General features: G+C 61.4%; 9 protein-coding genes. 8 read left to right on the forward strand and 1 reads right to left on the reverse strand.

The window, feature by feature from the left end:
- A complete protein-coding gene (aceE, locus tag AC4PS7_RS19610) occupies nt 1-2,646 on the reverse strand; it encodes a pyruvate dehydrogenase (acetyl-transferring), homodimeric type (protein ID WP_010213689.1) in 2,646 nt (881 codons plus the stop codon).
- Between the two features lie 383 nt (nt 2,647-3,029).
- On the opposite strand from aceE, the gene glnE reads away from it, so the two are divergent.
- From glnE to AC4PS7_RS19650, 8 genes are read left to right on the forward strand one after another with little or no spacing between them, the layout of a single operon-like run.
- Complete coding sequence (gene glnE / locus AC4PS7_RS19615) at nt 3,030-5,969, forward strand: bifunctional [glutamate--ammonia ligase]-adenylyl-L-tyrosine phosphorylase/[glutamate--ammonia-ligase] adenylyltransferase (RefSeq protein ID WP_010213688.1); 2,940 nt, start codon at nt 3,030-3,032, stop codon at nt 5,967-5,969.
- 54 nt (nt 5,970-6,023) lie between these two features.
- Nucleotides 6,024-7,058, forward strand: coding sequence for a lipopolysaccharide heptosyltransferase II (gene waaF / locus AC4PS7_RS19620; RefSeq protein ID WP_492179701.1), 1,035 nt, complete (start codon nt 6,024-6,026; stop codon nt 7,056-7,058).
- A gap of 1 nt (nt 7,059) precedes the next feature.
- Nucleotides 7,060-8,121 carry a lipopolysaccharide heptosyltransferase I gene (waaC, locus tag AC4PS7_RS19625; protein WP_042571374.1) on the forward strand — a complete coding sequence of 354 codons (1,062 nt, stop codon included), beginning with the start codon at nt 7,060-7,062 and terminating at the stop codon, nt 8,119-8,121.
- On the forward strand, nt 8,121-9,245 hold the full coding sequence (locus AC4PS7_RS19630) for a glycosyltransferase family 4 protein (protein WP_010213684.1): 1,125 nt from the start codon (nt 8,121-8,123) through the stop codon (nt 9,243-9,245). The genes waaC and AC4PS7_RS19630 overlap by 1 nt, the downstream gene beginning before the upstream one ends.
- Nucleotides 9,242-10,048 carry a lipopolysaccharide core heptose(I) kinase RfaP gene (rfaP, locus tag AC4PS7_RS19635; RefSeq protein WP_010213682.1) on the forward strand — a complete coding sequence of 269 codons (807 nt, stop codon included), beginning with the start codon at nt 9,242-9,244 and terminating at the stop codon, nt 10,046-10,048. Before AC4PS7_RS19630 ends, rfaP begins: the two co-directional genes overlap by 4 nt.
- A complete protein-coding gene (locus AC4PS7_RS19640) occupies nt 10,048-10,782 on the forward strand; it encodes a lipopolysaccharide kinase InaA family protein (protein WP_010213681.1) in 735 nt (244 codons plus the stop codon). Before rfaP ends, AC4PS7_RS19640 begins: the two co-directional genes overlap by 1 nt.
- Nucleotides 10,779-11,531 (forward strand): lipopolysaccharide kinase InaA family protein, encoded by a 753-nt coding sequence (locus tag AC4PS7_RS19645; RefSeq protein WP_042571376.1) that lies wholly within the window; start codon nt 10,779-10,781, stop codon nt 11,529-11,531. The genes AC4PS7_RS19640 and AC4PS7_RS19645 overlap by 4 nt, the downstream gene beginning before the upstream one ends.
- The gene (locus AC4PS7_RS19650; protein ID WP_044286538.1) at nt 11,531-12,970 is read left to right on the forward strand and encodes a lipopolysaccharide kinase InaA family protein; all 1,440 of its coding nucleotides are present in this window, start codon (nt 11,531-11,533) and stop codon (nt 12,968-12,970) included. Before AC4PS7_RS19645 ends, AC4PS7_RS19650 begins: the two co-directional genes overlap by 1 nt.
- Nucleotides 12,971-13,065 lie beyond the last annotated feature (95 nt).

Raw genomic sequence — 13,065 nt, forward strand, 5'->3', positions numbered from 1 at the left:
TCAGCAGTCCAGTGGGTTGCGTTTTTCCGGGTTGATCCCGAACTTGACGATAGCGTCTGCTACCACCTTAGGTTCGATCTCACCGCGGTCAGCCAAGGCTTCCAGGGCTGCCAACACCACGAAGTGACGGTCGACTTCGAAGAAGTGACGCAGCTTCTTGCGGCTGTCACTGCGGCCGAAACCGTCGGTGCCCAGGACTTTGAATTCCTTGGACGGGACCCACTGGCGAATTTGTTCAGCAAACAGTTTCATGTAGTCGGTCGAAGCGATCACCGGGCCTTTACGGCCGGTCAGGCACTCTTCAACGAAGGTGCGCTGTGGCTTCTGGCCAGGGTGCAGGCGGTTGTGACGCTCTACGGCCAGGCCATCGCGACGCAGTTCGTTGAAGCTGGTCACGCTCCATACGTCAGCGCCGACGTTGAACTCGTCACGCAGGATCTTAGCCGCTTCACGCACTTCGCGCAGGATGGTGCCGGAGCCCATCAGCTGTACGTGGTGCGCCGCTTCCTTGGTGTCTTCTTCGAGCAGGTACATGCCCTTGATGATGCCTTCCTCGACACCGGCCGGCATGGCTGGCTGCTGGTAGGACTCGTTCATCACGGTGATGTAGTAGAAAACGTCCTGCTGCTCTTCGGTCATCTTCTTCATGCCGTCCTGGATGATCACCGCCAGCTCGTAGCCGTAGGTTGGATCAAAGGTGCGGCAGTTCGGGATGGTGGCAGCCAGGATGTGGCTGTGACCGTCTTCGTGTTGCAGGCCTTCGCCGTTCAGTGTGGTCCGGCCGGCGGTACCGCCGATCAGGAAGCCACGGGTACGGCTGTCGCCTGCTGCCCAAGCCAGGTCGCCGATACGCTGGAAGCCGAACATCGAGTAGAAGATGTAGAACGGCAGCATCGGCTGGTTGTGGCTGGAGTACGAAGTACCGGCAGCGATGAAGGAGCTCATGGCGCCCGCTTCGTTGATACCTTCTTCGAGGATCTGGCCCTTCTTGTCTTCCTTGTAGAACATCACCTGGTCTTTATCGACTGGCTCGTAGAGCTGGCCGACGGAGGAGTAGATGCCCAACTGACGGAACATGCCTTCCATACCGAAGGTACGGGCTTCGTCCGGGATGATCGGTACGATGCGCGGGCCGATGTCCTTGTCCTTGACCAGCTGCGCGAGGATCCGCACGAAGGCCATGGTGGTGGAGATTTCACGGTCGCCCGAGCCGTCGAGGATAGCCTTGAGGGTGCTCAGGTCTGGCGTCGGTACGCTGAAGCTGTTGGCGCGACGCTGAGGCACGAAACCACCCAGTGCGGCGCGGCGCTCAGCCAGGTAACGGGCTTCGGCGCTGTTCGGCTCTGGCTTGAAGAACGGCAGGTTCTCCAGCTCTTCGTCCTTGACCGGGATGTCGAAGCGGTCGCGGAACAACTTCAGACTGTCGACGTCGACTTTCTTGGTGTTGTGCGCAGTGTTCTTCGCTTCGCCGGCACCGGTGCCATAACCCTTGATGGTCTTGGCCAGGATTACGGTTGGTTGTTCTTTATGGTTGACCGCTTCGTGGTAGGCCGCGTAGACCTTGTACGGGTCGTGGCCGCCACGGTTGAGTTTCCAGATCTCGTCGTCGGACAGGTCGGCAACCATCGCCTTGAGTTCAGGCGTGTTGAAGAAGTGTTCACGCACGAACGCGCCGTCTTTGGCTTTGTAGTTCTGGTACTCGCCGTCGATGACTTCGTCCATGCGACGTTGCAGGATACCGTCGACGTCCTTGGCCAGCAGTGGGTCCCAGAAGCGGCCCCAGATGACTTTGGTCACGTTCCACTGAGCACCGCGGAACACACCTTCGAGTTCCTGGATGATCTTGCCGTTGCCGCGAACCGGGCCGTCGAGGCGCTGCAGGTTGCAGTTGATAACGAAGATCAGGTTGTCCAGCTTCTCGCGGCCGGCCAGGGAGATGGCGCCCAGGGATTCCGGCTCGTCACACTCGCCGTCACCCAGGAAACACCAGACTTTCTGCTTGCCTTCCGGGATGAAGCCACGGGCTTCCAGGTACTTCATGAAACGTGCCTGGTAGATCGCCTGGATTGGGCCCAGACCCATGGATACCGTCGGGAACTGCCAGAAATCAGGCATCAGCCAAGGGTGCGGGTACGACGACAGGCCGTTACCGTCCACTTCCTGGCGGAAGTTGTTCATGTGTTCTTCGCTGATGCGGCCTTCCATGAACGCACGGGCGTAGACGCCTGGCGAGGTGTGGCCCTGGAAGTAGATCAGGTCGCCGCCGTGTTCGTCGGTCGGGGCCTGGAAGAAGTAGTTGAAGCCGATGTCATACAGGGTTGCGCTGGAGGCGAAGCTGGAGATGTGACCGCCCAGGTCCGAATCTTTCAAGTTCGTGCGCATTACCATCGCCATGGCGTTCCAACGTACCAGCGAGCGAATGCGGCGTTCCATGAACAGGTCGCCAGGCATGCGTGCTTCGTGGGTAACAGGAATGGTGTTGCGGTATGGCGTAGTGATGGCGTAAGGCAGTTGCGAGCCGCTGCGGGTCGCGAGTTCGCCCATACGGGTCATCAGGTAGTGAGCACGGTCTTCGCCTTCTTTGTCGAGAACCGATTCCAGGGCGTCCAGCCATTCCTGGGTTTCGACGGGATCGAGGTCTTGCATGGCTTGCTCCAGGGCGGAAAGGCTACCAGAATCGGTTGCCTGAAGTTTGCGACTGGCCTTGTGGGCAGACGACATAAATTCTTGGATGGCCGAAGGTTGCTTCGGCGTCCTGTAGTTTTACTACAAATCGTCGGCCATTTCAGCCTTTCGAATGTATATACGAGTAGTAAAACTACACAAGACTGAGCGTATGGCTCGGTCTGGCTGGTGAGCATAATCGTTATTGTTGATCTTTTGCGAACAAGAAAAGGTGAAAGTTTGATGTTGGCTGCCAAAATGAAATTAATTTCAGCTATTTCTAACCTTTGTTCGACAGTCCTTCATAGAGCGTGGTTCTTACGTTCACACCTACACGCCCTTTACGCGCCGATCAAGGATAGACCATGAGCCTTCCAACACTGGCCGAACTGCCAGCCATTCTCTTGCCAAAAGCCCAGCGGGCCGAGCAGTCATTTCGTGACGCAGTGGCCGCGCTGGACGACGATCATGGACTTTCTGCGTGGACGCCGCAACGGTGGGCCGACTTCGCCCGCGTGTGCGCGGCCAGTGATTTCGTCATTGAACAGAGTGTTCGTGACCCTTTGATGTTGTTGGAGCTGGTGGCCTGGGGCGAGTTGGACCGTGGTTTTGCGCCCGGTGAGTTGTGCGGTCAGATCGCTGGTGCGGTGCAACAAGCCGAAACAGAAGACGAGTTGGGCCGCGTGCTGCGTCGTCAGCGTACGCGCCAGCAAGTGCGCATCATCTGGCGCGACCTGACTCGCCAGGCGGACCTGGTGCAGACCTGCCGCGACCTCTCCGACATGGCTGACGCCAGCATCGACCAGGCCTACCAGTGGCTGTACCAGCGTCACTGCGTCCAGTTCGGCACGCCCACTGGTCGGCGCAGCGGCGAGCCGCAGCAGATGGTGATCCTCGGCATGGGCAAGCTCGGCGCGGTCGAGTTGAACCTGTCGTCGGATATCGACCTGATCTTCGCCTACCCCGAGGGTGGCGAGACCGTTGGCGTCAAGCGCGCCCTGGATAACCAGGAGTTTTTTATCCGTCTTGGTCAAAAACTGATCAAGGCCCTCGACCCGATGACCGTCGACGGTTTCGTGTTCCGCGTCGATATGCGCCTGCGCCCTTACGGTTCGGCCGGTGCGCTGGTGCTCAGCTTCAACGCGCTGGAGCAGTATTACCAAGACCAGGGCCGTGACTGGGAACGCTACGCCATGATCAAGGCGCGCGTCGTCGCGGGCGACCAGGTTGCCGGTGCGCAGTTGCTGGAAATGTTGCGACCCTTCGTTTATCGCCGCTATCTGGACTTCTCCGCCATCGAAGCGCTGCGCACCATGAAGCAGTTGATCCAGCAGGAGGTGCGGCGCAAAGGCATGGCCGACAACATCAAGCTGGGTTCGGGCGGCATCCGCGAAGTGGAGTTCATCGCCCAGGCCTTCCAGCTGATCCACGGCGGTCGTGACTTGAGCTTGCAGCAGCGACCCTTACTCAAGGTGCTCGGCACCCTGGAAGGCCAGGGCTACCTGCCGCCGGCGGTGATCGCCGAATTGCGCAATGGCTACGAATTCCTGCGTTACACCGAGCACGCGATCCAGGCGATTGCCGACCGGCAGACGCAAATGCTTCCGGACAGCCCGGAAGACCAGGCGCGCATTGCCTTTATGCTGGGCTTTGCCGACTGGGCCTCGTTCCACGAGCGCCTGATGTATTGGCGCGGTCGGGTGGACTGGCATTTCCGCCAAGTGATCGCTGATCCTGACGAAGAAGAGGGCGAAGAAAGCGAATTGGTCGTGGGTGGTGAGTGGTTGCCGCTGTGGGAAGAATCCCAAGATGAAGAGGCTGCCTGCCGCCAATTGGCCGAAGGTGGTTTTGCCGACGCAACCAAGGCCCTCAAGGCGTTGGCCGGCCTGCGCAACAGCCCGCAACTGCGTGCCATGCAGCGTTTGGGGCGTGAGCGGCTGGATGCGTTCATTCCGCGCCTGCTGGCCCAAGCGGTCGAACACGCCAACCCGGACTTGGTGCTGGAGCGCGTGCTGCCATTGGTCGAAGCCGTCGCCCGGCGCTCCGCTTACCTGGTGCTGCTCACGGAAAACCCCGACGCCCTGCGTCGGCTGTTGACCCTGTGCGCCGCCAGCCCGTGGATCGCCGAGCAGATCACGCGTTTCCCGCTGCTGCTCGACGAGTTGCTCAACGAAGGCCGTCTGTTCAAGCCGCCGCTGGCGCCCGAGTTGGCCGCCGAACTGCGTGAGCGTTTGACGCGCATTCCCGAAGACGACCTTGAGCAACAAATGGAAGCCCTGCGTCACTTCAAGCTGGCCCACCGCCTGCGCGTGGCCGCCTCGGAAATCGCCGGCAGCCTGCCGCTGATGAAAGTCAGTGACTACCTCACCTGGCTCGCCGAGGCGATCCTTGAACAAGTGCTGGCCCTGGCCTGGCGCCAGACTGTCGCGCGCCACGGCTCGCCGCAGCGCTTGGACGGCACCCTGTGCGATCCTGGGTTCATCATTGTCGGTTATGGGAAAGTCGGTGGGATCGAACTGGGTCATGGTTCGGACCTGGATTTGGTGTTTATCCACGATGGCGATCCGCAGGCGGAAACCGATGGCGCCAAGCCGATCGACGGTGCGCAGTTTTTCACACGCCTGGGCCAGCGCATCATCCATCTGCTGACCACGCAGACCAACTCCGGCCAGCTGTATGAGGTGGATATGCGGCTGCGACCTTCCGGCGCGTCCGGGCTGTTGGTCAGTTCGCTGGGCGCATTTGCCCGTTATCAACAAAATGAAGCCTGGACTTGGGAGCATCAGGCCTTGATCCGCGCTCGGGTGCTGGTCGGCAGCCAGGATGTGGGTCAGGCATTCGAGCAGGTACGGGCTAACGTGTTGGGGCAGGCGCGGGACCTGACGAAGCTGCGCCAGGAGGTCAGCGAGATGCGCGCCAAGATGCGTGACAACCTGGGCACCAAGACCACGGCGGCCGGCACCGGCGCCAATGCCTTTGAGGCCACGGCGGCGTTCGACCTCAAGCAGGACGCCGGAGGTATCGTCGATATTGAATTTATGGTGCAATACGCGGCTTTGGCGTGGTCTGCGCAACATCCATCGTTGCTGCGCTATACCGACAATATCCGCATTCTGGAAGGCCTGGAGCAGGTGGGTTTGATGCCCGCCGCCGATGCCCATCTGCTGCGCGAGGTGTATAAGGCCTACCGTTCGGCTGCGCATCGCCAGGCCTTGCAAAATGAGGCCGGTACGGTGGCCGGGGATCAGTTCGCCGACGAACGGCGCCAGGTGATGCGTATCTGGCAGGAGCTGGGGTTGAGCTGAAACACTATTAGGGCGGGGAGGCATAAGCCTCCCCGCATCGTTTGTGGAAACTACATGAATATTCTGATCGTTGGGCCCAGTTGGGTCGGTGACATGGTGATGGCGCAGACACTGTTTCAGTGTCTGCGCATGCGCTACCCGGACTGCCAGATTGACGTGCTCGCCCCTGAGTGGAGTCGGCCGATCCTCGAACGCATGCCCGAAGTGCGCATGGCCTTGAGCTTCCCGCTCGGCCATGGCGCCCTGGAGCTGGCGACCCGCCGTCGTATCGGTAAATCCCTGGCGGGCGAATACGACCAGGCGATCCTGTTGCCCAACTCACTCAAATCGGCGTTGGTGCCGTATTTCGCCGGTATTCCCAAGCGCACCGGCTGGCGTGGCGAGTTCCGCTACGTGCTGCTCAACGACGTGCGTACGCTGGACAAGGCCCGCTACCCGCTGATGATCGAGCGCTTCATGGCCCTGGCTTACGAGCCGGGGGCCGAGTTGCCCACGCCGTATCCGCGTCCGAGCCTGCAGATTGACCCCGTGAGCCGTGATGCCGCCCTGGCCAAGTTCGGCCTGGCGCTGGACCGTCCGGTCCTGGCGCTGTGCCCTGGGGCCGAATTTGGCGAGTCCAAGCGCTGGCCGTCGGAGCACTACGCCAAGGTCGCCGAAGCCAAGATCCGTGAAGGCTGGCAGGTCTGGCTGTTTGGTTCGAAGAAGGACCATCCGGTGGGTGAGGACATTCGCCAGCGCCTGATTCCTGGCCTGCGTGAAGAGGCGGTCAACCTCAGTGGTGACACGTCCCTGGCCGAAGCCATCGACCTGCTGTCCTGCGCCGATTCGGTGGTGTCCAACGACTCCGGCCTGATGCACGTCGCCGCCGCGCTGAACCGCCCGCTGGTGGCGGTGTACGGCTCCACATCGCCGGGTTTCACCCCGCCGTTGGCCGACAAGGTCGAAGTGGTGCGCCTGGGCCTGGAATGCAGCCCGTGTTTTGATCGCACCTGCCGTTTTGGTCACTACAACTGCATGCGCCAGTTGCTGCCGCAGCCGGTGAACGAAGCCTTGCAGCGGTTGCAGGGCTCTGCGGTCGAGGTCCGATAGTTTGCGCGTACTGGTAATCAAGACCTCATCCCTGGGCGACGTGATTCATGCCTTGCCGGCCCTGACCGATGCAGCGCGGGCGATCCCGGGCATTCGATTCGACTGGGTGGTGGAAGAAGGCTTCGCCGAGATTCCCACTTGGCACCCTGCGGTGGACAAAGTGATCCCGGTAGCGATCCGCCGCTGGCGCAAGAACATCTGGCAGACCATCAAAAGTGGCGAATGGCGGCGTTTCAAGCAGCAAGTCCAGTCGACCAAATATGACTTGGTGATCGATGCCCAGGGCCTGCTGAAAAGCGCCTGGCTGACCCGTTACGTGCGCGCGCCAATCGCCGGTTTCGACAAGAATTCCGCGCGCGAGCCGATGGCTGCACGTTTCTACTCCCGACGCCTCGCCGTGGCGCGTGGGCAACACGCGGTGGAGCGTCTGCGCCAGTTATTCGCCGTGGCGCTCGGTTATGACTTGCCCAAAGGTCTGGGTGACTACGGCCTGAGCACTGAAAAGCTCCTGGGCCTGCCGCCGAAGAAACCTTTTGTGCTGCTGCTGCACGGCACCACCTGGGACACCAAGCACTGGCCCGAAGCCTACTGGCGCGAGCTGGCCGAGCGCATGGGGCGCCTGGGTGTGGAGGTCAAATTGCCTTGGGGCAACGCCGCCGAAAAAGCCCGCGCCGAACGCCTGGCCCAAGGCCTGCAACATGCCGAAGTGCTGCCCAAATTGAACCTGGCCGGCGTCGCTCGCGTACTGGCCAGCGCCCGCGCCTGCGTGGCGGTGGACACTGGTCTCGGCCACCTGGCCGCCGCGCTGGATGTACCGACCATTTCCCTGTTCGGCCCGACTAACCCCGGCCTCACCGGCGCCTATGGCAAGGGCCAGATTCACCTGGCCAGCGACTTCCCCTGCGCGCCGTGCCTGCAAAAGCAATGTACCTATCAACCGACGGCCGACGACCTGCGTCGGTTCGACATCAAGCGCGAGTCGCCCCTGTGCTTCACGCGCCTGAACCCTGAGCGTGTGGCAAGCCGACTGAGCACGTTGTTATTGGCTGAGGAGCTGCACTGATGCAACTGGCTTTTGTGCTGTACAAGTATTTCCCCTTCGGTGGCCTGCAGCGCGACTTCATGCGCATCGCCCTGGAGTGCCAGCAGCGCGGCCACCAGATTCGTGTCTATACGCTGATCTGGGAGGGCGACATCCCGCCCGGTTTCGAAGTGCTGGTGGCGCCGGTCAAGGCGTTCTTCAACCATCGGCGCAATGAGAAACTCAGCGCATGGATGGAGGCCGACCTGGCCAAGCGCCCCGTGGACCGTCTGATCGGCTTCAACAAAATGCCCGGCCTGGATGTGTACTACGCCGCCGACGGCTGCTTTGAAGACAAGGCACAGAACCTGCGCCACTCGCTGTACCGCTATTTTGGTCGCTACAAGCACTTTGCCGACTACGAGCGTGCAGTGTTCGCCAAGGACGCCAAGACTGAAGTCCTGATGATCTCCGAAGTGCAGCAGCCGTTGTTCATCAAGCATTACGACACGCCGCTGGAACGCTTCCACCTGCTGCCGCCGGGCATTGCCCAGGACCGCCGCGCACCGCCGAATGCCGCCGAGATTCGCGAGGGTTTCCGCCAGGAGTTCAACCTGGGCGATGACGATTTGCTGCTGGTGCAAATCGGCTCGGGCTTCAAGACCAAGGGCGTCGACCGCAGCCTCAAGGCCGTGGCCGCATTGCCGTCTGAGCTGAAAAAACGCACGCGCCTGTTTGTAATCGGCCAGGACGACCCCAAGGTATTCCAACTGCAAAGCGCGACGCTGGGGCTGGGGGACAATGTGCAGTTTCTCAAGGGCCGCAGCGATATCCCGCGTTTCCTGCTGGGCGCCGACCTGTTGATCCATCCGGCGTACAACGAAAATACCGGCACCGTATTGCTTGAGGCCCTGGTGGCCGGGCTGCCGGTGTTGGTCTCGGCCGTGTGTGGGTATGCTCACTACATCGCTGAAGCTGACAGCGGCCTGGTGCTGGATGAGCCGTTTGAACAAACGCAGCTCAACACGTACCTGGCGAAGATGCTCACCGACACTGCACAGCGCGCGGCCTGGAGCCGCAATGGTTTGGCCTTCGCTGAGACGGCCGACCTTTACAGCATGCCGCAGCACGCTGCGGATGTGATCCTGGCGGAGCCAAAACGATGAAGTTGATTCTTGCCGAACCGTTCAAGACGTTATGGGCCGGGCTTGATGCCTTTGCCGAAGTCGAGAAACTGCAAGGCGAAGTATTCCGTGAGCTGGCGGCGCGTCGCACCCTGCGTACCGTGGTGGATGGCCGTCCGTATTTCGTCAAGATCCACCGTGGCATCGGCTGGGGCGAGATCTTCAAGAACCTGATCACCGCCAAGCTGCCGGTGCTGGGCGCGGGCCTTGAGTGGGCGGCGATTCATCGCCTGCAGGAACTCGGCGTGCCAACCATGACCGGCGTCGCCTTCGGCGAAAAGGGCAGCAACCCGGCAGACCAGCACTCGTTCATCATCACCGAAGAGCTGGCGCCGACCCTCAGCCTGGAAGATGTGACTATCAATTGGGTTGCCGAGCCTCCGGCGCCTGCGCTGCGTCACGCCCTCACGGCGGAGCTTGCTCGCATGGTCGGCGACATGCACCGTGGTGGCGTGAACCACCGCGACTGCTACCTGTGCCACTTCCTGCTGGACACTGCCAAACCCATCGATGCGAAGAACATCAAGCTGTCGGTGATCGACCTGCACCGCGCCCAACTGCGTGCGCACTTGCCGTTGCGCTGGCGCGACAAGGACCTCTCCGCGCTGTATTACTCGGCGCTGGAAATCGGCCTGACCCGTCGCGACAAACTGCGCTTTCTCAAGGGTTACTTCCGCCAGCCGCTGCGCCAGATCCTGGCCGAGCACTCGGCGTCGTTGAGCCTGATGCAACGCAAGGCCGACAAGCTGTATGCACGCAAACAGCGCCTCGGGGATGCAATCTGATGGCGGGTTGGAACCTGGAACCGGTTTACGCCCACCTGGCGGATGATTTTGGCAGCCTCGAAGCGGTGTTCGCCCTGCAGGGCGAGCGGCTGACCCGTGATCCGCTGTCGGAAGTGATCCGTGTGGAGCGGGGCGGGGTCAATTACTACGTCAAGCGCTACACCGGTGCTGGCAAGGGGTTGCGGCGTTACCTGGGCAAGCCTCGGGTCAAGTCCGAATGGCAGAACCTCAAGCGATTCGCCAAATGGGGCATACCCACCGCCGATGTGGTCGCCTGGGGGCTGGAGCGCAAAGGCCTGGCCTACGACCGTGGGGCGATGATCACCCGCGAGTTGCCGAAGACCGAAGACCTTTCGGTACTGGCCGAGCGCAATGATGCGCGCCTGCACGACCCGAAGTGGGTCAACGCGGTGAGTCGCCAACTCGCCGAGTACACGCGCACCATGCACGAACATCGCTTTACCCATAACGATTTGAAGTGGCGCAACCTGCTGATCGATGATCAGGCCACCCTGTACCTGATCGATTGCCCCAATGGTGATTTCTGGCGCGGGTTCTGGCTCAAGTACCGCATCACCAAAGACCTGGCGTGCCTGGACAAGGTGGCCAAGTATCACCTGTCTGCCACCCAGCGCCTGCGGTTCTACATACAGTACCGTCAGTGCCGGCACCTGAGTGCATCGGATAAAGAGCGGATTCGCCACGTGGTGAAGTTTTTCGAGGGACGCGAATGAGTGATTTCCTGGCGGTTGAAGACCGTGCGCTGCTGGAGCGCCACGGCCTATCGACGTTCGACGCCTTGTGGGCCAAACAACTGGACGCGGTGGATGAACCCAATACCAGTCGCGGAGGTTGGAGCAGCGTGTTTCGCCTTGAACTCGATGGCCAGGGTTACTACCTCAAGCGCCAGAGCAATTACCTGACGCGCAGCTTGCACCGTCCTTTTGGCGAGCCGAGTTTCTCGCGTGAATTCCGCAATATCAGCCGTTACCGCAAGCTTGGCATTCCGGCCTTGCAAGCGGCGTTCTACGGCGAGCGCAAAGTCGATGGCGAACACCGCGCGATGCTGCTCACCCGCGCCCTGGACGGCTGGAATGACTTGGATTCGTTGCTGGAACAATGGGCGCAACTGAGCGACGCCCAGCACCGTGCGATCCTGCTGGCTTGCGGTCAGCTTGCTCGTCGGTTGCACAGCGTTGGCCAAGTGCATGGCTGTTTCTATCCCAAGCATATTTTCCTGCAGGCCACCGGCGACGGGTATGCCGCGCAGTTGATCGACCTGGAGAAAACCCGCCCGTTGCTGTTCGGCTGGCGTGATCGGGTCAAGGATCTGGAGCCGCTGTTGCGTCGTGCGCCGCAGTGGTCTGATGAGCAAGTGCGCCAATTGCTGGCCGCCTATCTCGACCAGTCGGAAGACAGCGCGCTGGTCGGCACCTGGTTGCAGAAGTTGACCGCCCGCCGCAGCCACAAGGAAAACCGTTGATGCGTTTGTCCGAGCTGAAAACCGCCGGCCGTACCCCGGACTTGCCCCTGGCCCTCGAACTGGCCGATGCGGCGGGCCCTGGTCAGTTGCAACTGCTGAGCCTGTTGCGCGTGTTGCCAGGCGAGCGCTATGTGGGTGCGGCCGTCTGGCGTGGCCGTCCGGTGTTGGCCAAGTTACTGGTGGGCAGCAAGGCAGCACGGCACTTTCAGCGTGAGCTCAGCGGCGTGCGCCTGTTGGCCGAGCAGGGGCTGACCACACCGTTGTTGCTGGCGGACGGCTTGCAGGAAGGCGAGGGCGGCTGGTTGCTATTCGAATTCATCGAGGGCGCCGAAAGCTTGGCCGATGCCTGGCAGGCTGTCGAACACTTGCCGCCGCTGGCCGATGAGCAAACCGCGGTGCTCGCCCAAGCGCTGGGCGCGATTGCGCAGATGCACACCCAAGGCCTGTGGCAGGAAGACCTGCACCTGGACAACCTGCTGCGCAAGGACGGCAAGCTGTACTTGATCGATGGCGCCGGCATTCGCGTCGAAGAGGCTGGCAAGCCGTTGTCGCGCAGCCGCGTGCTGGAAAACCTCGGGGTGTTTTTCGCCCAGTTGCCGAAAAATCTCGAACCGTTCACCGAAGAACTGCTGGTGTACTACCTGCTGAGCAATGGCGAACACGCCCTGCCGTTGGAAGCCTTGGAGAAGCAGGTGCGCAAGGTCAGCGCCTGGCGCCTCAAGGACTTTTTGAACAAGGTCGGCCGCGAGTGCACGTTGTTCAGCGTGGTACGTGGCGCTTTTGCCTTGCGCGCCATTCGCCGCGAAGAAGAGCGTGCCATGCTGCCGGTGCTGGAGCAGGCCGATTCGCTGCTGGATAAGGGCCACCTGTATAAAACCGGTGGTGCCGCCAGCGTGGCCAAGGTCGACGTGGCTGGCCGGCAGTTGGTGATCAAGCGCTACAACATCAAGGGCTTTGCGCATTGGCTCAAGCGCTTCTGGCGTCCGAGCCGCGCCTGGCATTCCTGGCGTGAAGGCAACCGCCTGGCGTTCCTCGGTATTGCCACGCCCAAGCCGCTGGCGGTGCTGGAAAAACGCTTCTTCTGGCTGCGTAGCCGTGCGTACCTGATCACCGAGTACCTGCCGGGGCCGGACATCATCGAACGCTTCGCGCCGTACGTTGAAAACGGTGACGCCCCGGAAAGCGAACTGCAGGCGCTGGATCACCTGTTCGCTGAACTGATCCGCGAGCGCATCAGCCATGGCGATTTCAAGGGGCATAACCTGTTCTGGGACGAGGATCGCTGGTCGCTGATCGACCTGGATGCCATGTGCCAACACGCCTCCGACGCCAGCTTTGCCTCAGCGTATGCCAAGGATCGTGCGCGGTTTATGCGTAACTGGCCGTCGGAGAGTGCGTTGTACAAACTCATCGATCAGCGCTTGCCAGCTCAGGTCTGATCGCGGTCAAAATGTGGGAGCGGGCTTGCCCGCGAATAGGGTGTGTCAGTTAGTACATGTGTTGCTGACCTAACGCATTCGCAGGCAAGCCAGCT

Source organism: Pseudomonas sp. DW-iso3 (genome assembly GCF_058725305.1).